25 protein-coding genes are annotated in these 23,542 nt (G+C 38.9%); 4 read left to right on the top strand and 21 right to left on the bottom strand.

Annotated elements, in window-relative coordinates; translation table 11 throughout:
- Nucleotides 1-29: 29 nt before the first annotated feature.
- The 12 genes from QAS77_RS02480 to QAS77_RS02425 all read right to left on the bottom strand — a co-directional run bounded on the left by QAS77_RS02480 (nt 30) and on the right by QAS77_RS02425 (nt 12,809).
- Nucleotides 30-1,013 carry an ABC transporter ATP-binding protein gene (locus tag QAS77_RS02480; protein ID WP_305064046.1) on the bottom strand — a complete coding sequence of 328 codons (984 nt, stop codon included), beginning with the start codon at nt 1,011-1,013 and terminating at the stop codon, nt 30-32.
- 6 nt (nt 1,014-1,019) lie between these two features.
- Nucleotides 1,020-2,228 carry a COG1470 family protein gene (locus QAS77_RS02475; protein ID WP_305064045.1) on the bottom strand — a complete coding sequence of 403 codons (1,209 nt, stop codon included), beginning with the start codon at nt 2,226-2,228 and terminating at the stop codon, nt 1,020-1,022.
- 9 nt (nt 2,229-2,237) lie between these two features.
- Nucleotides 2,238-3,110, bottom strand: coding sequence for an ABC transporter permease (locus tag QAS77_RS02470; RefSeq protein WP_305064044.1), 873 nt, complete (start codon nt 3,108-3,110; stop codon nt 2,238-2,240).
- A gap of 5 nt (nt 3,111-3,115) precedes the next feature.
- Nucleotides 3,116-4,018: an ABC transporter permease gene (locus tag QAS77_RS02465; protein ID WP_305064043.1), complete on the bottom strand. Its 903-nt coding sequence runs from the start codon at nt 4,016-4,018 to the stop codon at nt 3,116-3,118.
- 14 nt (nt 4,019-4,032) lie between these two features.
- Entirely contained in the window at nt 4,033-5,658 is a 1,626-nt protein-coding gene (locus tag QAS77_RS02460; protein ID WP_305064042.1) for a TolB family protein, read from the bottom strand.
- Between the two features lie 489 nt (nt 5,659-6,147).
- Nucleotides 6,148-7,089, bottom strand: a complete 942-nt coding sequence (locus tag QAS77_RS02455; RefSeq protein WP_305064041.1) for an ABC transporter ATP-binding protein — start codon at nt 7,087-7,089, stop codon at nt 6,148-6,150.
- A gap of 4 nt (nt 7,090-7,093) precedes the next feature.
- Nucleotides 7,094-8,299, bottom strand: coding sequence for a COG1470 family protein (locus QAS77_RS02450; protein ID WP_305064040.1), 1,206 nt, complete (start codon nt 8,297-8,299; stop codon nt 7,094-7,096).
- Between the two features lie 13 nt (nt 8,300-8,312).
- Nucleotides 8,313-9,209: an ABC transporter permease gene (locus QAS77_RS02445; RefSeq protein WP_305064039.1), complete on the bottom strand. Its 897-nt coding sequence runs from the start codon at nt 9,207-9,209 to the stop codon at nt 8,313-8,315.
- A gap of 13 nt (nt 9,210-9,222) precedes the next feature.
- A complete protein-coding gene (locus tag QAS77_RS02440) occupies nt 9,223-10,074 on the bottom strand; it encodes an ABC transporter permease (protein WP_305064038.1) in 852 nt (283 codons plus the stop codon).
- A complete protein-coding gene (locus QAS77_RS02435; protein WP_305064037.1) occupies nt 10,064-11,734 on the bottom strand; it encodes a TolB family protein in 1,671 nt (556 codons plus the stop codon). The genes QAS77_RS02440 and QAS77_RS02435 overlap by 11 nt, the downstream gene beginning before the upstream one ends.
- Before the next feature lie 71 nt (nt 11,735-11,805).
- Complete coding sequence (locus QAS77_RS02430) at nt 11,806-12,222, bottom strand: hypothetical protein (protein ID WP_305064036.1); 417 nt, start codon at nt 12,220-12,222, stop codon at nt 11,806-11,808.
- Nucleotides 12,223-12,554: 332 nt separating this feature from the next.
- A complete protein-coding gene (locus tag QAS77_RS02425) occupies nt 12,555-12,809 on the bottom strand; it encodes a hypothetical protein (protein WP_305064035.1) in 255 nt (84 codons plus the stop codon).
- Nucleotides 12,810-13,030: 221 nt separating this feature from the next.
- On the opposite strand from QAS77_RS02425, the gene QAS77_RS02420 reads away from it, so the two are divergent.
- Both QAS77_RS02420 and QAS77_RS02415 read left to right on the top strand, forming a co-directional pair.
- Nucleotides 13,031-13,453, top strand: coding sequence for a peptidase domain-containing protein (locus QAS77_RS02420; RefSeq protein WP_305064034.1), 423 nt, complete (start codon nt 13,031-13,033; stop codon nt 13,451-13,453).
- A gap of 17 nt (nt 13,454-13,470) precedes the next feature.
- On the top strand, nt 13,471-14,205 hold the full coding sequence (locus QAS77_RS02415; protein WP_305064033.1) for a winged helix-turn-helix transcriptional regulator: 735 nt from the start codon (nt 13,471-13,473) through the stop codon (nt 14,203-14,205).
- A 136-nt stretch (nt 14,206-14,341) separates the two neighbouring features.
- Here the strand turns inward: QAS77_RS02415 and QAS77_RS02410 are convergent, their stop codons facing one another.
- The 8 genes from QAS77_RS02410 to QAS77_RS02375 form a co-directional block, all read right to left on the bottom strand.
- Nucleotides 14,342-15,298: a hypothetical protein gene (locus QAS77_RS02410; RefSeq protein WP_305064032.1), complete on the bottom strand. Its 957-nt coding sequence runs from the start codon at nt 15,296-15,298 to the stop codon at nt 14,342-14,344.
- Between the two features lie 83 nt (nt 15,299-15,381).
- On the bottom strand, nt 15,382-16,005 hold the full coding sequence (locus tag QAS77_RS02405) for a UPF0228 family protein (RefSeq protein WP_305064031.1): 624 nt from the start codon (nt 16,003-16,005) through the stop codon (nt 15,382-15,384).
- Complete coding sequence (locus tag QAS77_RS02400) at nt 16,006-17,190, bottom strand: C39 family peptidase (protein WP_305064030.1); 1,185 nt, start codon at nt 17,188-17,190, stop codon at nt 16,006-16,008.
- A gap of 312 nt (nt 17,191-17,502) precedes the next feature.
- Complete coding sequence (locus QAS77_RS02395) at nt 17,503-18,117, bottom strand: methylenetetrahydrofolate reductase C-terminal domain-containing protein (protein WP_305064029.1); 615 nt, start codon at nt 18,115-18,117, stop codon at nt 17,503-17,505.
- A 2-nt stretch (nt 18,118-18,119) separates the two neighbouring features.
- Nucleotides 18,120-18,578 carry a hypothetical protein gene (locus tag QAS77_RS02390; RefSeq protein WP_305064028.1) on the bottom strand — a complete coding sequence of 153 codons (459 nt, stop codon included), beginning with the start codon at nt 18,576-18,578 and terminating at the stop codon, nt 18,120-18,122.
- A gap of 666 nt (nt 18,579-19,244) precedes the next feature.
- Complete coding sequence (locus tag QAS77_RS02385) at nt 19,245-19,784, bottom strand: hypothetical protein (RefSeq protein ID WP_305064027.1); 540 nt, start codon at nt 19,782-19,784, stop codon at nt 19,245-19,247.
- A gap of 130 nt (nt 19,785-19,914) precedes the next feature.
- Nucleotides 19,915-20,544: a S1 family peptidase gene (locus QAS77_RS02380; protein ID WP_250867714.1), complete on the bottom strand. Its 630-nt coding sequence runs from the start codon at nt 20,542-20,544 to the stop codon at nt 19,915-19,917.
- Between the two features lie 246 nt (nt 20,545-20,790).
- Nucleotides 20,791-21,405 (bottom strand): methylenetetrahydrofolate reductase C-terminal domain-containing protein, encoded by a 615-nt coding sequence (locus QAS77_RS02375; protein WP_305064026.1) that lies wholly within the window; start codon nt 21,403-21,405, stop codon nt 20,791-20,793.
- Nucleotides 21,406-21,701: 296 nt separating this feature from the next.
- On the opposite strand from QAS77_RS02375, the gene QAS77_RS02370 reads away from it, so the two are divergent.
- Nucleotides 21,702-21,977 (top strand): HNH endonuclease, encoded by a 276-nt coding sequence (locus QAS77_RS02370; protein WP_250867712.1) that lies wholly within the window; start codon nt 21,702-21,704, stop codon nt 21,975-21,977.
- 84 nt (nt 21,978-22,061) lie between these two features.
- A complete protein-coding gene (locus tag QAS77_RS02365; RefSeq protein ID WP_250867711.1) occupies nt 22,062-22,220 on the top strand; it encodes a hypothetical protein in 159 nt (52 codons plus the stop codon).
- A 32-nt stretch (nt 22,221-22,252) separates the two neighbouring features.
- On the opposite strand, the gene folP is transcribed toward QAS77_RS02365, so the two are convergent.
- On the bottom strand, nt 22,253-23,479 hold the full coding sequence (gene folP, locus QAS77_RS02360; protein WP_305064025.1) for a dihydropteroate synthase: 1,227 nt from the start codon (nt 23,477-23,479) through the stop codon (nt 22,253-22,255).
- Nucleotides 23,480-23,542: the final 63 nt, after the last annotated feature.

Raw genomic sequence — 23,542 nt, 5'->3', positions numbered from 1 at the left:
TTATCAAATTTTAGCCGAACCGTTATTTTTCAACTCCCTATCAGTTTCAAAAATACCTTCTGCAAATCCATCCGGTCTTCCTCGAATCTGGACACGGTCCCGTCCATCAGTTTGATGCCCTTTGCAATTTCGGCACGCATCCCCGTGTCTGCATGCACATGTAACACACCATCTCTGACATATGTTTCATGCACACCATCAATCTCATTTAATTTTTCAACAGCATCCTGAAGAAGAATATCTGATATTTCCAGAATATATTGTACTCCTTCTTTTTCTCTGACCATATCCTGCAACTCTTCTACGGTTCCCACAGCCAGCAGTTTACCTTTCTCAATCACCGCTATCCTGTTGCAGATCTCTTCCACCTCAGACATTGAATGAGAACTTAAGAAAATAGTCACATCATTTTCCCTGCTGAGTTTCTTTATCAGGTCACGCATCATTTGTGCCCCTTTCGGATCAATACCGCTTGTCGGCTCATCAAGAAATAGGATGCCGGGCTCATTGATCAATGCTTGGGCAAGTCCAAAGCGTTTAAGCATACCAGTTGAAAAGCCACCTATTTTCTGGTCTATGGCACCATTAAGCCCCACCATTTCCAACAATTCAACTATTCGCTTTTCCCGGGTACCTGTTTCAATATTATACAATTTTGCATAAAATCTCAGATTCTGTCTGGCAGTGAGATTATCATAAAATCCAGCCGGTTCCGGGAGTACCCCTGTAACTTCCCGGATATTGATAATTTCCCTAACAATGTCAAAACCCGCAACCCTGCCGGTACCGCTTGTGGGTTCCAGCAGCCCGATCAGCATCTTCATGGTTGTTGTCTTGCCTGCACCATTAGGTCCTACGAAACCAAAAACTTCTCCCTTCTTGACATCAAGTGAAAGTGAATCAACCGCTAAAATCTCTTTTTGCTTGCCAAATTGTTTGGTAAGATTCCGAATTTCTAAAATATTTTCATTACCGATTTGACTGTCTCCATTTATATCATGTGAATTTTCCATATGTAATTACCTCCTTCCGAATTTAGAAACAATGAAAACCAGCAAAAGGAGAGCTCCGATTATCATTCCAATACCGATGAAGCCACCACTACTTGATTTAACCACAGAGACTTCCACCCGTTCGTCTTCACTTTCTGCCTCATCGCTTACAGCCCGCATCAGGATTTCTTTCGTGTCAGAGCTCGTATCTGCCCTCACTTTGATTTCCACCGGGATTTCCCGGGATTCACCCGGCTCCAGTTCATCTATAGCACCAAAACTTCTTACAAAAGTAGTGATTCCAGAAACACCCTGTATTTTTAGCTCGACATTATTGAGGGTTCTATCACCTGAATTTCGCAAATTAACCACAATTTCCCTAGAGGAGCCGGGGTTTAAGTTGATACTTTTCGATTCTGGGAATATTGTCAGCATCTTTTCTTCCTCGATTCCCCTGTTGATAGTAAGATCAAGTTGCTGGGAGACACCAATCTGGCTATTTTCCAAAGCAACGTCCACAATAACAGGGTATGTACCATCACTTACATTTGTAGAAGGACGAACCTTTACAATGAAATTCTGTTTATCATTGGCTGCTATACTTGTTTTTGTGATCCTGTATTTTCCATTGCCTTCTTCCAAAAATTCAACATCCCAATTATCGGGTTTCTCAGCAATATTGATGCTGGCAGTCACACGATGGTCGTAGTCATTCTCCAGAGTAACATAGAATTCCACCGGATCGTTTGGTCTTGTCTCCAGACCCGGTACATCCGAGTAAATATCAAGGTCTAAAACTGCCTCACTGTCTACGTTGACCACAAACTCCTGTGAAATAGTATCACCATCATCCGGTTTGAAATCAGCCCATATGGTATACGCACCATTTGGAGTGTTTATAGGGGGTTTAACCCTTAGAGTTATTTTTTTTGGACTGTTTTTATATTCCGGGAAAATTAAGCCGGTTACCTGATCGCCATCATTATAAAAACCAGCACTCCAGCCATCGCTTTTGTCTTTGATAGAGAGAGAGCACCAGGCTTCATCACTGTTATTGTGTCCTTTTTCGATGGTTATTAGAAATTCCACTGTGTCTCCGGGAAGGACGACCTTGCCGATTATACTGGGAATTACTGTAACTGAAGACCAATCTGCACTTGCAGGAGTGAGGGTCAGTAAAATAATGAGTAGTAGAGTAATACTAAATATCTTAAAATTTTGTTTTATGGGCATCATTTTATCACTTCACAAAGTAATGTCCTTCCTGAGAAATGTGATAAAAGCTATAATGAACAATATAGCCGGAGTCACTATCAGCACTACAATATTCGTTTTGAATTCGATTAGGCACTGGGTAAGGGTATATTCAGTATCAAAAATGCCTCCGATGGCCGATCCGGCTGAATTAAATCCACCAAAACCCAAATCGATCCTGCCCACTACAGCCTCTGCAAAATGATGTATTGGAGCCATATTCAAAAGTTGTGTTATCAATACACTTTCGTTCGATATATCCCCTGTCAATATAGCAATAGCAGTTTTGATAGTTGCACCAAATAGTATGCCAACAAAAAGCCATACAACAACGTTATAGGTCAGTGAATCAGTGCCATCCTTTACCATCGTTGAAATGAGAACTGCAACTCCCAAAAATATGGACACATAGAAAAATGTGAGAATGGTGAATACGAATATTCTTATAATCTCTGTGTACTCAATCTCGATTCCATAAAAAATAAGCAGTGTTCCTATGGATACAAAAACAGAAAATATGATTATAGCAGCCAGCAACAACATTGATCCAAGTAATTTTCCTGCGATAATATTGTCCCTGAATAGAGGGTGAGTCAACAACACATTAAGTGATCCGGATTTCTGTTCTCTGACAACTGCATCAAATCCCAGCACTATACCGATCAATGGAGCGAACAGGGCTATCATTTTGACATTAATACTACCCAGAAGTACTGAACTTTCCTGATGCACAAGGGAACCGGACATGTATGTAGCGGAGAATATTATTATGGTATATATTGCAAGCAGCACCAAAAAACCGGTATCCTGAAGATGATCAGCAACTTCTTTTTGCGCAATCACAAATACGTTTCTACCTTTCATTCGAGTTACCCCATATTTTTAGTTATATCCTGACGCAAAAATGTTAAAAATGCCATTATTAATAAAAAAACAGGAGTGATAAACAAAACCAGAACATTTACCCAGAGTTCACCCCACCACTGCTCCAGCGTATGTTCTGTATCAAATATCCCTCGCACGTTTGGTCTCTCACTTGAAATACCCAGCCAGCTTAAACCAGGGAGACCACTTACCGTCATAGCGTAGTGATGAGCAGGTGACAATTTTTGAATATCTGCATTGAGTTCTAAAAAATAATCATTATCATCTAGATCCAAGGGTTTATGTCCGGCTACAATAGAAGCGGTGGTCGTAAAAATCATACCAAATGCAATACACAATACAAGCCAGATCGCTATATTGTATATTAGTGAATTTCTTGCATTTTTTGTGACAATCGAACTAAGAATACCAATTGCCATAAATATGGATAAATACAAATATGTAAGAATTGCAAAGATCAAAAAGCGGTTTAACATAAGTGAACTTAACTCAGCCCCTGATGTCACGAGCAGTGTTCCTACTACGGCGATAATTGATACAAAGACAACCAATGCCAGTGTTATCATTGCTCCCAGTGTTTTCCCGGCAATTATGGTATCCCTGTAAAGGGGATGTGTCAGAAGCACATTCAAAGACCCACTTTCCCGTTCTTTGCTCATCGCATCAAAACCAAGTGCAATTCCCATGAATGGCAGGAAAAGGGCAATAATTTGAGCAACATCAACAAATCGGCTGAATATGTTGTATTCTTCCTGTATTCCAAGAAAATAGCTTTCTGAAAAAACAATAGTTGTGAAAGCTAACATCAACATTATGAACTTAGGACTCCATAAATTGTCTGCAAATTCTTTTTGTGCGATCACAAACACATTCCTATTTGTTTCCATTATTGATCCTTCCGTTATTTTTTCATGTGCATACAGGCCAATGCAATCAATATTCCCATAAATACAAGAATTGCAGTAAACCCAGGTAATTCCGAAGGTTCTGTTGTAGTTTTTGGTTCCAAATGCTCGGCCATATCATTTTTGAGAATAGCTACTTCGGGTGTTGTACTGTTCGTAGCATTTCCGGAATTTGTGCTTATGTAGCTCTCCTGATCATACAGGCCGAAAACAATATTATCTACCGCAATGAAGTGTCCGGATGGATCAAAGCGGATCCTGCCGGAATTTGTTGATGGCAGTGTTATGTCGCAGATATCCTTTGTGCTAGTGTTCAGGACTGAGACTCTGTTATCTTTGACGAATAACAGATCTGCATCTTTCCACGCGTGATATGCCACATTTTCTATTGTCAATCGATCTGTTCCGTTGAGCAGGGATAGATCATACGTTCTTGTATATGGAGGATTTCTGGAGCCGGGATTTGGACTGGTTGTTACAATATGACCATTCGGAGTCACCATTCCATCAAGATTCCCATTTTCTTCGATCAGCTTTTTCAGATCCCCGGTCATTGAGAGTGAGTATAAGGTGTATGAACCACCAGAACTTACTCTGATCAAGAACTTTTCATTGTCCGGATACCATTGTTTCATGCTCAAAAAACCAGAGTTGAAAGTTCTGATTTTGAGAGGTTTCTCCACAGCTTCGTCTTTAACGTACATGTCGTAACTAAGATCATTACCTTGCTTTGATGTTTTCAACTCATAGAATAATATTTTTTTACTATCAGGACTCCACTGTACTCCTCCTACGTTCTCTGCAGAGAAAATTGGAATCGTTTGTCTTTTTTCAATATCCAGAGTAATAACATCATGGTTATTTTTCAAAATTACAAGCTTCTTGCCATCAGGGGACCATTCCATATTAGTTAGATCAACGTTATCTCCCGGTATGCTAAAACTAACGTTATTATTTTCATCCAGATCATAAATGGTAATTTTCCCAGGTATGAATGCAGCTATTTTATTCTCTTTTGGAGACCATCTGAAATTAGACGGATCGCTTTCTGATTCCACATTTGGATCGAGCTCTATTTTTTGAATGAAATTCAGATCATTCGACATGACAAAAAGATGCGCAGACTTAATTTGATACCAATTTCCTTTTTCCAAATATAAGTACGAAAAATAGTCACCGGAGTGACTCCACATTGGTGCTGTAATTGCTCTTCCTTCCTCTCTGGAAGTTCTTTCTGTCCATGCAATACGTGTTAATTGGGAGCCGTCTTCATTTGCTGCATAGAGTGCATCTATTCCGCCTGGCTGATATTCACCTTTAGGATATGCACTGACAAATGTATCAATCAACATATGGTTACCATCGGGACTCCAGATTACGTCAAAAAACTGGTGGTTTCCGATATCAAGACGAGTGGTATCCACAAGACTTATGAGATCTTTGCCTGCAGTCTGGTTTAAATCTGACACAATGGTTGCATTCGTTTCGTTTAGACTAGTGGTTGCAGAAACCGGTTGAAAGGATATGCATAACAGTGCGAAGATCAGCAGTATTGGAGTGATATGTGTTTTGAACATTTGAGCCTCTATGTTTTGAGTTTCTTTCATTGTTTTAGTGTCCATAGATACAGAAAGCATAGTCTGTATTCATGTCTCTGCATTCCATTGCCATGCAGATATTCGAACTATATTGCAGACCGTAAACGGTGCCAGCCATAGCCTGTATTTTGCAAGTAGCATAAATCCCACCTGACATATTCCAATATTAAGATGAAACAAATCATATAATTTTACGAAGACGAGAAGATGAGAGGTCTCAATATAGTGGAACCACCAGTTACTGATGCTGTTTTCGAACAGTTCCCACATTCGGATTTGTTACTTGATTTATCTCATTTGTTCAATTACTCCAGAAGCAAAGCTACAGCTATATAATGTCAACTACAACCCTAAACTTGCCTTCGGGCATGGGGTTCAGATGTCACTGTAAGATTAAGCTGGACCCTCCACTAATATCTTTGCGATGTTGCAATATATTCTAGATGGGAGGTGGTATTAATATTTTCTAGCCATATCATCCAACTGAAAGATTACATCAAAACAACATATATTTCATTCTGCAATCAATTGCAAGAATATATCATGAAGTGAAAGTTCTTCCTCTGCAAACTTCAAAATTGTCCAATTATTTGAATTTATTGTTTTTGCGATTTCCTGATAATTATTAGTCTTTGTATGAAGCAAAATATTATCTTCTGAAACGTTAGCACTAATAACACCATTTATTGAACTTAACATTGCAGCTAACTCTTCGAGTTGTTTACCTTCGACTTCAAGTTTATAATAAACACCATTTATAATATGGATATTTTCCCGAAGTTCACTTTTAGATCCAATGGCCTGAAGACTCCCTTTTTTTATAATGGCAACACGATCACATATTTCTTCGACTTCTTCCATTGAATGTGAACTCAAAAAAACAGTAACTCCTTTATTTTTGCTGAGATCAACAATTAAGTCTCTCATCATCTGTGCACCCTTTGGATCAATGCCACTTGTAGGTTCATCCAGAAAAATAATTTCAGGATTATTTATGAGTGCCTGAGCAAGTCCAAACCTTTTTCTCATCCCGGTTGAAAAACCACCTAATTTCTGATCTATTGCATCACTTAATCCTAACAGTTCAAGTAACTTCTCGATTTTATCTTCTTTGTCAGGAATATCATAAAAGCTGGCATAAAACCTCAGGTTTTGTCGAGCAGTCAGGTCATCATAATAACCGGCTGGTTCTGGAAGAACCCCTGTTATTTGCCTTATATTGATAATCTCTTTCACGATATCAAAGCCGGCGACGTGACCCTCACCGCCGGTTGGTTCCAGTAAACCAATCAACATCTTCATAGTTGTGGTTTTACCAGCACCATTAGGACCAATAAAACCAAAAATCTCACCTTTGTTAACCTTAAAACTAAGTGAGTTAACTGCTACGATCTCATTTTGTTTCCCAAATTTCTTCATTAATTCGTTTACAATAATTGGATATTCATATTCCATAAAATCATCTCCTTCCAAATTTATAAATAATCAGCCCAAGAATACATATGGAAATCAGAATCAGTCCCATACCGAAAAAACCACTACTTTTTGATTTTTCAACTACTATAGCAATTGTCCCATCTTCGCTATTGGTAGTATCACTTATTGCACGCATCAAAATATCCTTAGAACCAGAAGATGCATCAGCCCTTACTGATATCTGGACGGGGATTTCTTTTGATTCACCGGAGTCAAGCTTTTCGATGGCGCCAAACATCCTTACATCAGTTGATATTCCGGAAACATCCTGCATCCGAAGTTCAACATTTTCAAGTTGTTGTATTCCTGTATTCTTGATTGTCACATAAATCTCGGAATCGGAACCCGGACTTAAAATTAAGTTTACTTCTTCGGGGATGAGTACCAATGCTTCATTTGTCTCAATGTTACCATTAATTTCCAATTCCAATGTTTCTTTGGCACTTTGCTGACCATTTTCCGGGGTTGCTGCAACAGTAATAGTATAACTCCCATCCACAGTATTAATAGGCGGATTGACACGAACAATAAAATCCTGCTGACTCTTTTTTTCAAGACTTTGCTTCGTGATTCTATATTTTTTATTTTCAATTTCAAGAAGTTGAATGTCCCAATTCTCAGGCTTTTCCAGAACATCCAGATTGACTTTAATCCGGTGATCATAATTATTTTCGATCGTGACAATAAACTCAACCGGTTCTGCCGGAGAGGTTTCAAGACCCGGGATTGCAGAATATAATTGCATGTTTATGTCAGCATCACTATCGATTTTTACAACAAATTCCTGTATGGAAATATCTCCTTCATCCGGAATGAAATTTACCCAGATTGAATATACTCCATCATTCGCTTCTGAAGGAGTTCTCACTCTTAAAATGACATTTCTCTTTTTGTTTTCGTTTTCAGGAAAATTCAGAAAAAGAATTTGTTCGTTTTCTTCATAAAATCCAACATCCCAATTTTCGGGGGCACTTGAAACTGATAGCCCCATCCATGCTTTTTCACTGCTATTGTGTCCCCTTTGAACCGTTATAGGAAATTCAATGATATCTCCTGAGATTGCTACTTTCCCGGTGGTTTCCGATGTTGCAACCACAGTTCCCCAATCTGCAGAAGCTATAGAAGATACCGGAGAAATAAGTACAAAAAATACTAACAATAGCGCTTTTATTGAATTATTTCGACACATGGCACTCCCCATCTCATAAAGTTATATCCTTTTTCAAAAATGCAATTACAGAGGCTATTAGTGATACAATAGAAAATGATATGAGAATCACCAAATTTGGCCAGAATTCAGCAGCCCAATCAGATAAGGTATAACTGGTATCAAAAATTCCTCCAATTGCTGAAGAAGAGCCAAGTGATTCTTTTTCAATATCCTGCATGCCTACTGTAAGTGCCGCATAATGGTGTTCCGGAATGAAATTTATATAATACAGAGTTTGCTCAGTTGCAATTTCAGCGCTGTCTGTCAATATGTATGATGATGTAAATATTAATTCAGCAAACAAGACCGTAATGACCAGCCAGATGGCAATGTTGAATAGTAATGATATGTTAGCTTTTTTTGCAATGATCGATATAGTCATTGATAATGCAAGGAAAAACAACACGTAGATGAAAGTTAAAACTACAAAGAGCTCTATTCGGATTATGTGTTGCATTGTTACCGGCAAACCGGAAACAATCAGCATAGCTCCTGCAGCAATATTTATTGAAATGAAGAGTATCAATAAGATGCAGGTAGCTAATCCTAGGATTTTTCCCAATATTATATTGTCCCGGAATAGTGGGTGAGTCAATAATACATTCATAGAATTGGATTTTATTTCTTTAACAATTGCATCGAAACCAAGAACAATTCCAATAATGGGCGCAAATCGTCCAACGACGCTGGAAACTCCCTGAAATCCTCTCATGACGTCGGGCATCCCCAGTACAGTTGAAGTATATTCAACTTCCATTCCTTTTACATATGACCATGCAAGAATTACTAATGTGAATGTGGCAACAAAAGAGAGGAAGATCGGGCTTTTCAAATGATCAACAAACTCTTTTTTTGCTATTAATGTTGCATTGTGAATATTGATTGACATTGGATCCGTCTCCTTAGATGTCCTCTCTCAAAAATGAAATATATGAACCAACAAGCAAAATTACAGGAAGTACAAGTAGAATTATTATATTTTGCCAATAGTATCCAATTAAGTAGGATATGGAATGTTTTGTATCAAGAAAACCATGTACATCTCTTTCAATATGGAATGTGCCGTAGCTTAAATCCAGAGATCCCACAGTAACTTCTGCGAAATGATGGATGGGGGATATATTAAAAAGCAAGGCACCTGTGGAAAAGAACTTGTCCGTCATTTCAAACATGGATTGACCTGTTATGACAGACGATAGCATTATGATTGTAGGACCTAAAACAAAGCACATGTTTATCCATACAATAACACCCCATGCGAGAGATGTGATCTCTGTCTTACACCGTATTGATGTGAATAGACCAAATAAAGCAAAAGTCAAAAGATATAGGTATCCAAAAATTCCAAAAATCATCAGGCGTGAAAGTGCTTCAAATTGTACAATTTTCCCGGAAACTAGAAAATCAGATGCTGTGATAATCATCATGGACAGGAGCACAACCAAACCAAGAGTTATGCCTATTCCAAGGAATTTGCCTGTTATGATGTTGTCGCGGAATACCGGATGTGTAAGAAGTACATTCAAGCTTCTGCTGTTCTTTTCTCGTATGATAGCATCGTACCCCAGAGCAATAGCCAAAAGTGGGAAAAAAACACCAAATGTTTGTGCAATGTCTCCAAACGTGTTATTACCTTGCGTATATACAAACAATGTAATCATGAAGATGGACATTAGCACGAGAAAACTGGGCTCATGCAATTTATCTGAAAATTCCTTTTTTGCAATTATTAGCACAGCATTTTTATTTGTCATAAAAAAACCTCTTTTTTTGTAGCATCCATGCACCCATCAAGCAGAAAACAAATTGAAAAAGACGAAAGGATGGACTCTGTTTATTTTCAGTTCCATTGGCCAATGAGTCATTTAGAACGGGTGTTTCGTTCAAATCTTTTTCATTATTGATCTTAGTAGGATTATCATTTCCGATAATCTGACTCACAGCCATCTCTTCCCATCCATTTGCAATATCTTGATCATTTAAAGAGATCAGATGGGGGCTTCCATGCATATTCCCATTTTCAGAAAAATGAATAAAATCCACTGTCAATATATTTCCATCTGGACTCCATCCATCTAAAAAATCATGCCTGCCTCTTAAAGATGGTGTCAATTGGGTTAGATTTGTACCATCAGAATTGATTATAAAAAGTGGAGCTGCAACGTGTTTTGCCTTCTTGAGAGAGGGTTCCATATCTATTAAATCCCCATTCTGGTACAACGCTGATGTGAAAGCAATACGTTCTCCAGTTGGGCTTATCGAAATTTGTTCCCATTCATAAGTATCCCATATGTGGTGAGTTGTCAGTCCAATATCTGCTATAAATGAAATATTTGTACCATCAGTATCTATCGAGTAAATTTTGTTCTCGTTTTCAAGAAAGAGTATTTTAGTTCCATCAGGGAACCAACGAGGTTCAGTTGCATTGCCTTCGTACAGAAGACGTTTACTATGATCATTTCCTTCAAGAATGTATAAACTTCTATTTTTATTTATTAGCATGGCTGAACCATTAGGTTGCCAGCTTCCAACATATGTTTTTGTAAGGGTTGACCCATTAATATTTGATATATAATGATGATATTTATCATCCACTGAATATATGGGGAATGTCATTTTTTGTTTGTCGGGACTGAATGAAACAATTCCATGTTTTTCTCCATCACTATCTGAAATAAAAGCCTGGACAGAATTACCTCTATCATCAGTAACCAACAACGAACCATCTCTTGTTAAGAAAAAGACCGTCGTAGAGTTATACCATACGAGTTTTCTTGCTTTAGCTCTCAATTCAAAAGAGTTTGTTCCATCTATGTTTTCAATCCACAGATTTCCGAGAAAATTATCCGGATCTTCATATTCAAAAGCTACTTTGGTACTATCCGGACTAAATGTTAAATCCCTGTACCGGACTCCCCCTCCAAGATTGTTTATTGCTTTGTCAAGAGTGGTTTTGTTTTGGGAACCGATTACTCTCATATCGGTGCCATCCGGATCACAAATTATATAATTACTGCCGCCTGTCCCCTTTCCCTGTCCCCATTTTGAAACTGAGAAATAAATTTTGGCTCCAGAGGGAATCCATCCAATGAATGGGGACAAATAATTACTTTCTTTCTCTGTAATTCCATAATCAATTTCTCCGAATGCTCTGTTTTCAATATCTATCAAATAATGTTTATTGATTCCTTCAAACATTGAAATTGATTTATGTGATCGGACGAGCAAGTATCTCCCATCTGGACTCCATTCTGCAGGGGATGAACTAAATCCTTCTTCAGTTTGAATCAAATCATTGATTTGGATGGAGCTGATGGCATTATTACTCGAGCTGGATGATGCTGACACTAATCCAACCATAAAAATTACTATGAATAGAATTGACATACTTTTAATCATTTTAAGCGATCCCATTGGAAATTAAATTTGTCACATCCTAAAAAATTAGTTCGTTCTGGTTTAGTTCCAGAACGAACAATGCTATTTTAGTTTCTGTACACAGTGAAAGTATAGGCTCTATCTTCGAGATCACCAGTAATTTTCACATATGCAGGTGAACTGTCCAATGAGTAATCATATGCTGCGTTGTTGTTCTTTTCAAGACGTTGCATCAGATCTTTATCATTATCAAAGAGTTCTGCTTTCACGTTGTTGTTATATGATGTACTATCAAGGAACATTTCAAGATAATCTCCTGCATCTGGAGTTGTACTTTTCCACACATCAATATTGTCAACAGGACTTTCTGTCAGTTGTCCACTAACAAAATTGTAGCCATTATTCATGGTAAAACTCTTGGCTGTACTCCATGTACTTCCTGCATCAGGAGACTCTGCTGCTGCCACGCCCACCAATGCTACACAAACTGCAAGCGCTACCAGTATACTACTTATTTTTCTCATTTATTTTCCTCTTTGTTCAATTACTCCGGAGGAAAAGCTACGCTTATATAATGTAAACTACAAACCTAACCTTGCCTCTGGGCACGGGGTTCAGACATCACTGTAAGATTAAGCTGGACCCCCACTAACATCTTTACGATGTTGCAATATATTCTAGATAGGAGGTGGTATAAATATTTTCTAGCCATATCATCCAACTGAAAGAAAACATTTGAATCTACTCACTACGGGAAAAGTGATTTTTATGCTAGCATTAAATGGCAACAGTATCAAATCAAGAAAAAAGCAAGTGCAATGCACTTTCAATTAAATTGACAGGAACATTCTAAAACTTAAAATTGGGAAGCAGTAAGAGAAGTAGACCACACAAACTTGTAAACTAATCCATATGATCTTCTCTCTTCACAAGCCCCATTTGTTGACTGGGAACCTTCATAATTCCCGATCCATTCAACTCTGTATTTGCCAGCACTTCCTACCTGACACTCCCCAGGCTTAGGTCTTACTTTGTCCTCATGAAACACAAAATCCCCGGAGATATCTATTACACCAAGGCTAACTGTTACTGATTTTTTATTTGATTTCATTTATTTTAGCCCTTATTTTATTCATATCAGGAGGGAAAGCTATGCATATATTGTTCCAACTGAAAAACTTACTCTACCCTCTAGCATAGGATTCAGATATCACTGTAAGATCAAAACAACCACATAATCAAACTGTTTTATTTCAGTTGGACGATATGGCCATAAAATTTATATTCTGCTTTTTTCACATAAAATATTAATAAGGATATAGGAGAAAATTTATGATCAAGAAAATAGGATTATTGCTGATTGTGATGATAGTTTCGATATCATTAACCGGAGCTACAGCCAGCCAGAATGATGAATATACAATTGTACCTGTCAAGTCAGACACTACAATCACGCCAAGATGGGTGGCTGACACCATCGCACAGGGAGAAACAAACTGGCATGATAAACCAGTCAGTTCTTACACAACTTCCCTGCACATAGATCTGAATTGGGGTGACACGAGTGATTCACTCAGGTTAAAAGTGTACACTCCGAGTAACCAGTTGATCGGGACATTCTATGACAGTGCCGACGGTGCTATCGATGGAAGAATTAATATTGAAATAAGAAATTCAAATGGAATTGAACTCGGAACATGGCATGCTGAGGTTTACGGCTATAGTGTCACAGGTACAGAAGATTATTATATCTGAAAATTGTTTCCATTGTTATGAGAAATTTATGGATTCCATTTTTGATTTTTATACTCGTTTGCAGTCCAGCCTTGGCTAGTGCAAGCGAGTATGAAGTAGTTCCATATACGGGTCCAGAAAGAGGTATGTATGAAGGTGGTGGTTTCACCGGCACCTTATCTTTCTGGGAACTACCGTTATCCCTTCAGGTAGTCTACATCTCCGGGTTATTGGGTGCCTCGCTAGCTGTCTACAAATTTCTTCCCCTCCTTTTAGGAAGGATAAGGCAAAAATGTGAAAACACCAACAGGGATCGAATTCTTCACTACATAACAGCTAATCCCGGAAGCACAGTAACTGATATAGAAAAGGCCCGGGAGATGGAAAGAAGCACTATAAGATATCACTTGAAAGTGCTTCAATTATACAACAAAATAACCCGATTTGAAAAAGGAAAATCGGTATTGTTTTTTAAAAATTCTTATAAATACACCGACACAGAACAAAAAATTGCATTCTTTCTGCGAAATAACACGGGAAAATCAATTTTGATTTCCATTCTGCATAAACCGGGAATGACAAATCAGGATCTCACGAAGACATTTAATCTAGACAAAAGCACCGTGCACTGGCATATTAATGACATGCACAATGAAGGACTTATACATTTCAAGAACGATGGAAAATACAAAAGATGTTTTATTAATCCGGCAATAGAAGCAGATGTGGAAAGAATCATATCGGAATCCGAACCTGGCATTTCAGCAAGCTAATCGTCTTATCTTGATTTCAGAATATAGTCCAGTATCAAATAAATGGAAGGTGATGCCAGCCCTTCTTTTCTCCTGTACCAGACCATAAATGAAACATGGGCAAACGTAACAAAGAACGCCGGAATGAATATTCCCATCACATCATCGTAATGTTCTTTTTGGTTTTGGAGATATGACCTGAACATCGCTTTCTACTCCTTGCCGATAACAACAATCCAATAATGAGCATTATTGAGGTAAAACCTGGTGAAGAAGTATATTCTAGTTCATCTTCAACAGGGCGCTCCTCCCATTCAAATACTACGGGAACTTCATTTATGCCTGCTTCCTGTTCAAAGTGGCTGTCTATTGTCTGATATATTTCATCAATTACGGACTCATTTACTTTTTCCGGGTTTTCTGAGTCCAGACCCACAGACAGATATCCATTAATGCTTACCCCATAACCTATCACAGGCCCGCCAAATTCAGCAAAAAACGGGTCCAGTTCCCTGCCCTTGGAATTGCCAAGCAGATCCGTCCATCTTCTTTTTTCACTTTCCTGCTTGATTACGGGCATTGTCCCGTAGGCAGCGATAAACGATGGATTGCTTTTAGCCTCCTCAAAGATGTCCGGACCATAGTCAGGTAAAGGCATATCTTCCTCATCCTGTGCCCACATAAAGACCACGGGTATATCACTTATCCTCCCTTCCTGCTCACAGTGCTCATCTATTTTCCGGTAGATTTCATCAATTTCTGACTCATTCATTTTTCCCTGATAAGCAAAACCCAGATGCACTATTAAGAATTCATTATTAGAACCAATACTTTTTATAGAACTGTCAATCGTGTACGTTGACGCAGTTAAAGAAACCCAGCACTTAGTAACCGAATTTTTCCATTCCTGATCAGTTATTTCGGGAAAATTACCCCTGCTGGCTACGAACAGTGAATCATTCTTATACTCTTCAAAATCGGAACGAGAGGTATTTGAATCGGTATTTTCTGAATCATTTAATTCGTCATCAGCCGCATTTACAGTATCAAATGATAAAAAGGAAACTAATAATACAAGTATTAGAATTTTACCAATTTCTTTTCTCTTTAGCATTTCATACCCCACAATTTACAAGATATTATTAATGTTTGTTTAAAAAAAGTGTGTCAAAATGAGAGCCTCTGTCAGGTTCAGGCTTAGATTGAATCGGCTTTATCAATATAATCAAAAGAGACTTCAATAACTCTTTCATTTTTTCTTAGTTCTTCTTTGATTTTCTCTTTGTTTTGGTTCATCCATTTTTCATCTTCAAATACAACGTAACAGTTAATTCTTTTTTTAAGGCAAAGGTTTTGTTTTTCCAGTATAATCAGAAAATCTTCCTCTTCAACAAGTGTATCCCAGATACTGACAATAAAGTGCTTCCCCTTTTTAGTGTCGGTTGATGCCTCAATCCAATTTTCTGCCTGCCTAAGTTTATTTCTTTTATAAGTATAGTTATTTTCATCTATTTCTACATAATAACTGTTTGCAATGTAATCAATATTGTATTCAAGTCTATATTCCATTCCATGGGCAATTCTGTCAACAGTTGCAATTGCTTCCTTCTCTGTCGTGCTATCCGTAAAAGCCACATGTATTCCCCCGATGGAAATGATTTCATCTGCTGGGAACTCATTGGTTAAAGTGTCGGTGTTTACTCCTCCTATGATAACTGCGATACCAATGATAACTGCAATACTAATGCTTAGTAATACAATTATAATTATTTTATTAGTTTGAATTCTATTTTTAATATTGCTATAAAAAGAAAAGGGCATTTAATCCCTCACATATATGTAATTTACAACGCTTCCCCATGCTTCTAAATACTGGCTTCCTTGTCCCAGTGGCGACGGGTCATTGATGGCCAAATACGCGGGGTAACCATTGTCCAGATATCCAGTACACACACGTGCATGGCCAGTCACTCCACATCTTAAAGGTCTGCTATGATCAATTTCTGAAACAGCTTCAGAATATTGAGGGGATGTATCTTCTTTTGAGCCCTTTTTGTTTAACCCATCTGAGCTTTTGTAGTACGTCAGTTGCTCAGCAATAGTGCATCCTCCACCACTACCATCATCCATTATTCCATATATGTAGTCTTGAGTGTGCTGCACGCCATAATATGCTGCAATCATTTGTGCAGTTGCAGGTGCACAATAGAATGTGGTTTCTCCCCCATATAATGGTACGTTGAGAAACTTGCTAGAAGTTTTTGTGTAATCTGGTCTGAATATCTGATTTTTTGCAATATATTCAGAAGTACTGATTCCTTCTTTATTTGCGTTTTTTATCGCTTCAGTGAATTTATCACAATCATTCCATTTTTTTATATTGTCATCTACATCAATATCAGAAAGCTGTTCGTAAACTGACCATATACCATTCTCAGTTTCAGTTATTTTTTTATCTGGTACTGTTTCGAGGGTATGCGCATCAACAATAATTCGATGCATTTCACCCCGACTGTCTATAACAACCGACATCGCTCCAATTTTAGGATAGCTGTATAGTACCATCACAGTTGACGAGATTTCACAATTCGGATATTCTTCCATACCAATTTCAATTGATTTCTTCAATGCTTCTTCTACTTTCATGGGTATAGGATTGAACTCAAAGGTGAGCACTGAAGCTCCCAATTTTTTATTTGCTCCCACTTTCATTTTCCCAATTACATTTTCTTCCTTTTTTACTGAGAATAGATAGTATAACTTTGTACCGTTAATGTCATAAAGTTCAAGCGGTTTTGGATCAATTGATGCTCCATTCCACTTTTCAAATCCTGGCGTATTCTCAGCTGTAAAGTACATCGTATATGCATTCGCATGTTCTAAAGTTTTTTCTACCGATACACTGTTTTTATCTTCTGGCTGTGCACCCATTGCTGGCACAATTGCACTTATAAGCAACAAAGACACAAGCAGTGTACACAATCCCAACTTTATACTTGGTTTCATTCATTTCACCTTTGTTTTGCCCCAAAAGGCTAATCAAATAAGTTTTAAGTAATCTAAAAACCAATATCAACATACCTTTGGGCAATTCTAGGATTCAACCACTTTTCTTGCAGATTATGGTTGAACTTTATAAAATTCATTTGTTATTTTTATATAAATTTTATGACCACATCATCGAACTGAAAGTGAACAGTTGGATCAAACTCCTATTTTTTCAAAAAGACATGGCAGAAATCAGGAAACCTGCCCGACATCCGGCTTTGAAGCCGACTAACAAAAAAAGATCATCAATTACAGAAAGACTGGGAAAACTCACTTCACCAGCCGATCCTTGGCATCCCGGACCTCATCCAGCAGATCCAGCCGACCTATCCTCTCAAGACGCTCATATATCAATTCCCACGCGCAATCCTTTTCGGGATCTACCTCGCACTTGCCTTCCATTGAACCGCCACACGGACCGTTAAGCAATTCCTTCGGGCATTGTGCTGTGGGACAGATGCCACCAAAATCGGCAATTGTACACTGACCACACATGGCACACAGATGATGGATTACCTTATCTCCTGTCATGGCACCCAGTGATTCGGTGTTGTTGGCAGGATAAACATCCACATCCACAAAGCCTGCAATGTTCGAAGTGCCGCTACCACATGCCATTACAAGAACAGCAGTAGCATCACCGATGTTCGGAGCAAGTTCCTGAAGGTACTCGCAGGACCGGACACTGCATGCGGCTTTTGCAACAATCCCACCGACAACGTTTACTCCGGCCTCTTTAAGGTTAGAGGATATTTCCTCGACCTCCGGCTCTCCTCCAACATGCTGCTTGGCAGCGCATACACTGCAGCCTACAATAAAAACGGCCTCTTTGTCCATCAGCATCCCAAGGATCTCGCTAAAGGGTTTGGAAGATGAGATTATCATGATTACCTCAGATAGCAGTATTCCACATCGGATTCCTGTTTTAATGCTTCTTTGATCATCTTTGATATCAGCGGAAGGTTTCTTGCCTGGCATTCGAGCTTATCGGTAAGTTTTCTGACCTGGAGGAATGTGCCCATTACAATGACATCGGTCTCCTCGGTCTCATGAGAGACAGCATCACGTTCAAGCGCTGCATCCTCGCCACGTGCCAGGATTTCCTGCTTTATTATCAGGGCCTCGGTGGTGGTGGTGATGTTATTGACCCTCAGTACACGGTTCACGGTATTGTTCTTCATGATAGTGGAACCCGTACCTGTCACACCGATATTCCGCATCGCAAGAGCTGCATCATCAGGGTTTGTGATGTCCAGCACACTTACCTCGAAGCCGTTCTCTTCCACGACCGGCTGCCTGCTGCGTATGGCGGCGTTTTCGCCGCATATATAGCTATCGAATGACATTATTTCATGCTGATAGAAATTAGCGAAGTACTGACATTGAATAGCAGGTAAAGGGGAACTTGTGAAATAAGATTAGATTTTGTTTTCTTTAACAAGTGTCCAATAGTGATGAGCAGTTGCTGTTAATCTACAGGACTTTGAGTTAATTGCTGCATAATACATATGTTCTTCTCCAACTGGTTTTACAAGCCCTTCTGATTCATATTTCTGAAGATGTTTGTAAATCTGGCAATTTGCATCAATTTTAGATTCTTCGGTAAATTCATATGTGGGGTCAAGATAAAATTCATCTTCAGGTTCTGGGAAATAATCAGTGGTTTTTCTGAGTATTTCAAGAGGTATTTTTGGATTTACAGTCCTTAAAGGAATAAATCTGGATATATTTGTTTTAAATACGGGTCTTTGGTCCCATGCTCCTAATGCTGAGTCTACATATGCATAAACACTACCAGGGGTTATACGACCTTGAATATCAGCAGCAGCTCCTTGTAATGCATCAATTACTAATGATGTAAATACTCCTGAACCATCAATTTCAACTACAGATATCTGCTCTACGGTGGTGCAGCTGGTTTATGAGGAGAAATTCATGTGAAAATATAAAAGAGGAAAGAGATATTAAGAGAACTTTTCTTGGTTTTTGGATTGTCTTAATATAAATGTTTTTTATTTTCTTATTTTGACTAAGAGCAACATGGACAAAATAAGCATTATTGAAGCGAAACCAGGAGTTTCCTCAGTTGCCATTTCTGTCCATATAAAGACAACTGGAACATCAGCTACTCCCTCTTTTTCACATTGCTCGTCTATTACCTGGTAAATTTCATTGATAACTGACTCATTTATCTGTTCTGGTGTGGCTGAGTTGCAGCCTACTTCTAAATAACCATTAATGCTAGTCCCAAAACTTAGTACCGGACCTCCAGATGCGGAATAGTATTTGTCCATTTCTTTGTTGTTTATGGAACATTGAACAAGTTTGTCAGTCCATTCAAGTTTCTCTTTATTATCAATAATTGTGGGCATTTTTCCGCGTACAGATATAAACCCAGGCTCATTTTGAACTTCTTTAAAAATATGGGGGCCGTAATCTGGTAATTTGAGATTTTTTATATTTTGTGTTTCATTAGCTGCAGCATCTGAATACCCAAACAATAGCAAAATAATTAAAAGCATAATACCTGTGTTTTTTAAAAAATTTGTCATTTGCTCACAACCGGGAAATTTACTATGTGGTTATAATGATAAGTAAAACTTCTGTAAGAATTTTGTACTATAAAAAAGCAATAGCCAAATCATTTTTAAAATAATTTGACTATTGACTGTCTATTACTCCTTAAGCATGTATTGGCGTTACATCTAAGTCATTCATCACTCCACTGATTGGTGAAAATGAAGCGTATCCATTGTAACGTCCTCGATGCACACCATGTAGAACCACTTTACCAGTGGGTGTTGTTATGAACACAGGTCCTCCACTGTCCCCATCATCTGAATTGTATGTTGCACTAAATTGCTTATAAAGGGTTCCAAAACTTTGGCTAGGCTGAGTTTGGTACTTAGCTGTAACAACACCTGATGTCAAACCGCTTTCTTTTCCAGACTTATAGACCATGCTGCCCAATAATGGATCAGTCTGATCATATACATCCTTTACAACATTGCTATCTGTATAATATATTGATGGATCTACATTGCTATATTCTACCCAAGCTGCATCTGAATAATATCCACCTATGTCAGTGACATCTCCAACTGGAAGTAAGTACTGGTATATGTTTCCTCCAATTCCTCCTGCATTAAGTGCAGCATGTCCTGACATTACATATCCTTCATTTCCATTATCGTCAACAGCTGCAAAGGACAATGTAGAACCTACATTCAATATACGTGTTATTTTTATTCCACCTATAAGAGGTCTCCAATAAGATGATCTTGATTCTTCAATATCTTCTCCTCCGGGCACGGGGCTTCAGTTATTCCGTCAAGACTAGCTGAACCCCCACTAACATCTTTATGATGTTGCATTATGTTCTAACCAAGTCACATTATAAATATTCTCTGGCCATATCATCGAACTGAAAGTGAACAGTTGAATACATAGGAATATCCTGTTTTTACAGGAAAGATGTGGCAGAAATCAGAAGACTTGTCCGACATCCTACTTTGAAACCGATCAACAATAACCCACATCAAATTACAAAAAAAGAACTCACTTCACCAATCTATCCTTGGCATCCCGAACCTCATCCAGAAGGTCCAGCCTGCCTATCCTCTCAAGACGTTCATAGATAAGTTCCCACGCACAATCCTTTTCGGAATCGACCTCGCACTTACCGTCCATGGAACCACCGCAGGGGCCGTTAAGCAATTCCTTCGGGCACTGTGCTGTGGGACAGATGCCGCCAAAATCAGCAATCGTACACTGACCACACATGGCACACAGATGATGGATGACCTTATCTCCGGCCATAGCACCCAGCGAGTCAGTATTGTTGGCAGGATAAACATCCACGTCCATAAAACGTGCAATGTTCGAAGTACCGCTGCCACATGCCATCACCAGAACAGCAGTAGCATCTTTGATGTTCGGGGCAAGCTCCATAAGATACTCGCAGGAGCGGACACTGCATGCGGCCTTTGCAACGACTCCCCCGATAACGTTTATTCCGGCATCAGAAAGGAGAGATACCATCTCTGCGACCTCGGGCTCACCGCCTACGTGCTGTTTGGCGGCACAGACGCTGCACCCTATAATATAAACGGCATCCTTGTCCATGAGCATTTCAAGGATCTCATTGAAAGGTTTGGAAGATGAGATTATCATTTTGTATCACTGATAACGGTAATTTTTGTGCTTAGAGCTTTTCATATATAGACAACAAAGAATGAATAAAGTTGTTGGTAAAAGGATTCGATAAAAAGGGAAATAAACTTCTCATTAGAGCATTTTGTCACAAGAGACACATTAAGAAGAATAACTTAAAGCTTGAATAATTTGTGCTGATTGTAATTCAAACCCACTACTAGTGGAAATTTTATATTTTTTGAATTAATACATGCATGATGATAAATATTCTTTGATTTTAATAATGATAGTTTACAGACTGGTGAATAACAATGGTGAATAACAACAAAAAAGAAGCTGTTTGGGAAAAGGCAAAGAAAATAAAAGGAAAAGACCCCAACAAATACCGAAAAGATCCGTATGGAAAAACAATGTATAAAGCTTCACATGGGAAAGACTCCAAGATGGGGTGGGATGTGGACCACATAAAGCCAAAATCAAAAGGTGGATCTGATTCTACAATAAATCTACAAGCTCTTAACACATCAATAAACCGAAGCAAAGGAAATGATGAAAGGAAAAGAAGCAGACATTCAAAAGCGAACAAATAAAAGAGACTGGATGGCTGCGCTAAAGAACATCAATGGAGTATATCTGATAGTGGATAAAAATAATGGAATGATGAACTTACAAAATTGATCAAAGAAAATGGTATTGATTATGCAAGGAAAAACTTCCAGTTTTCTATTTTAGAATATCGCTCGATGAAAACAGATGATAAAATTATCATTGAAAGAGAACAATACTGGAAGAGGGCTCTTTTATCAGGCACATTTGGATATAATAAAAATTGAGTTGTTATCATAGTGTTATTATTTTTTTGCCTTTACAAAGAATAACGGTATTCGAGGTCCGATCCCTGATTCAGTGCATCCTTTATCATCTTTGAGATAAGCGGAAGGTTCCTTGCCTGACACTCAAGCTTATCTGCAAGTTTTCTTACCTGTAGCAATGTACCAATGACAATGACATCGGTCCTTTCGGTCTCATGGGACACTGCATCCCTTTCCAGTGCTGCATCCCCACCCCTTGCAAGGATCTCCTGTTTGATTATCAGCGCCTCTGTGGTTGTGATATTACTGATACGCAGCACACGGGATACCGTCTTGTTCTTCATTATCTTGGAACCTGTGCCGGTAACACCTATATTTCGCATGGAAAGAGCTGCATCGTCGGGACAGGTAATGTCCAGAACGCTGACCTTGAAACCGCTTTCTTCCACAATGGGTTGTCTGCTTCGTACAGCGGCTGCAATTTGAACCACATCGGAGGTCTCTGCAACATCGTGGGTACGGATGATGTGTGCACCTTTCTGCACAACGATCGCGGCTGCTGCCAGACTTCCATAAAGGCGCTCAGCTGCAGGCTTGTTGAGCAGATCACCAATGAAGGACTTGCGTGAAATCGCTGCAAGCAGGGGTTTCTCGAACACCTTCAGGCGTTCGAACTGGTCGATGGTCTCAAGGTCATACATCGCGGATTTTTCCGGCACCCATTTACCGATGGCAGGGTCCAGTATGAGCTGATCTGTATCGATACCCCGTTCTTCAGAGCGAATGAGGATATCGTCAAGGGACTGCATGATAGCATCCATTCCCAGCGGATCACCGGGAAGTTTGCCCGCTGCCATCACAACTGCAGGACAGCCATGTTCAGCGACAACATCAAGCATACCGCCATCGGTTGCAAAACCTGCGACATCGTTCACCACATCAGCGCCGCTTTCAATGGCCTTTTCCGCAATATCTGCAAACACGGTATCCACCGAGATCATAGCATCAACGTTGTCCTTCAAAAGTTCCAGTGCAGGAAGAAGGCGAGCACATTCCACTTCCTTTGTGATGGGGTCAGCAAGCGGCCATGTTGACCGTGCACCAAGGTCAATAATTGTTGCACCCTCATCCATCATCTTATGAGCAACATCAAGAAGAGAATCCGTATCAACTACGGAGCCCTTGTAAAAAGATTCGCGGCTTAGGTTTATAACACCCATTAAGCGTACGGGGTGCTCATCACCTACCTTCAAGCCACATATGTCAACATCAACGACCATTGTATAACCAACAATTATGAGTTTTCATCGATTATATATAATTCGACTGAAAAAGAGAAAAGA

The organism is Methanococcoides sp. (assembly GCF_030594565.1).
Classification (GTDB): domain Archaea; phylum Halobacteriota; class Methanosarcinia; order Methanosarcinales; family Methanosarcinaceae; genus Methanococcoides; species Methanococcoides seepicolus.
The sequence above is the reverse complement of the archived record's forward strand: the minus strand, read 5'-3'. Positions and strand labels throughout refer to the sequence as shown.

Coding starts and splice junctions, on each gene's coding strand:
- QAS77_RS02440 (WP_305064038.1), bottom strand. CDS start 10,074: ATGACAAATAAAAATGCTGTGCTAATAATTGCAAAAAAGGAATTTTCA.
- QAS77_RS02465 (WP_305064043.1), bottom strand. CDS start 4,018: ATGGAAACAAATAGGAATGTGTTTGTGATCGCACAAAAAGAATTTGCA.
- QAS77_RS02435 (WP_305064037.1), bottom strand. CDS start 11,734: ATGGGATCGCTTAAAATGATTAAAAGTATGTCAATTCTATTCATAGTA.
- folP (WP_305064025.1), bottom strand. CDS start 23,479: ATGGTCGTTGATGTTGACATATGTGGCTTGAAGGTAGGTGATGAGCAC.
- QAS77_RS02385 (WP_305064027.1), bottom strand. CDS start 19,784: ATGACAAATTTTTTAAAAAACACAGGTATTATGCTTTTAATTATTTTG.
- QAS77_RS02390 (WP_305064028.1), bottom strand. CDS start 18,578: ATGTCATTCGATAGCTATATATGCGGCGAAAACGCCGCCATACGCAGC.
- QAS77_RS02420 (WP_305064034.1), top strand. CDS start 13,031: ATGATCAAGAAAATAGGATTATTGCTGATTGTGATGATAGTTTCGATA.
- QAS77_RS02375 (WP_305064026.1), bottom strand. CDS start 21,405: ATGATAATCTCATCTTCCAAACCTTTCAATGAGATCCTTGAAATGCTC.
- QAS77_RS02460 (WP_305064042.1), bottom strand. CDS start 5,658: ATGGACACTAAAACAATGAAAGAAACTCAAAACATAGAGGCTCAAATG.
- QAS77_RS02445 (WP_305064039.1), bottom strand. CDS start 9,209: ATGTCAATCAATATTCACAATGCAACATTAATAGCAAAAAAAGAGTTT.
- QAS77_RS02470 (WP_305064044.1), bottom strand. CDS start 3,110: ATGAAAGGTAGAAACGTATTTGTGATTGCGCAAAAAGAAGTTGCTGAT.
- QAS77_RS02405 (WP_305064031.1), bottom strand. CDS start 16,005: ATGCCCTTTTCTTTTTATAGCAATATTAAAAATAGAATTCAAACTAAT.
- QAS77_RS02480 (WP_305064046.1), bottom strand. CDS start 1,013: ATGGAAAATTCACATGATATAAATGGAGACAGTCAAATCGGTAATGAA.
- QAS77_RS02415 (WP_305064033.1), top strand. CDS start 13,471: ATGAGAAATTTATGGATTCCATTTTTGATTTTTATACTCGTTTGCAGT.
- QAS77_RS02475 (WP_305064045.1), bottom strand. CDS start 2,228: ATGATGCCCATAAAACAAAATTTTAAGATATTTAGTATTACTCTACTA.
- QAS77_RS02400 (WP_305064030.1), bottom strand. CDS start 17,190: ATGAAACCAAGTATAAAGTTGGGATTGTGTACACTGCTTGTGTCTTTG.
- QAS77_RS02395 (WP_305064029.1), bottom strand. CDS start 18,117: ATGATAATCTCATCTTCCAAACCCTTTAGCGAGATCCTTGGGATGCTG.
- QAS77_RS02430 (WP_305064036.1), bottom strand. CDS start 12,222: ATGAGAAAAATAAGTAGTATACTGGTAGCGCTTGCAGTTTGTGTAGCA.
- QAS77_RS02425 (WP_305064035.1), bottom strand. CDS start 12,809: ATGAAATCAAATAAAAAATCAGTAACAGTTAGCCTTGGTGTAATAGAT.
- QAS77_RS02410 (WP_305064032.1), bottom strand. CDS start 15,298: ATGCTAAAGAGAAAAGAAATTGGTAAAATTCTAATACTTGTATTATTA.
- QAS77_RS02455 (WP_305064041.1), bottom strand. CDS start 7,089: ATGGAATATGAATATCCAATTATTGTAAACGAATTAATGAAGAAATTT.
- QAS77_RS02450 (WP_305064040.1), bottom strand. CDS start 8,299: ATGTGTCGAAATAATTCAATAAAAGCGCTATTGTTAGTATTTTTTGTA.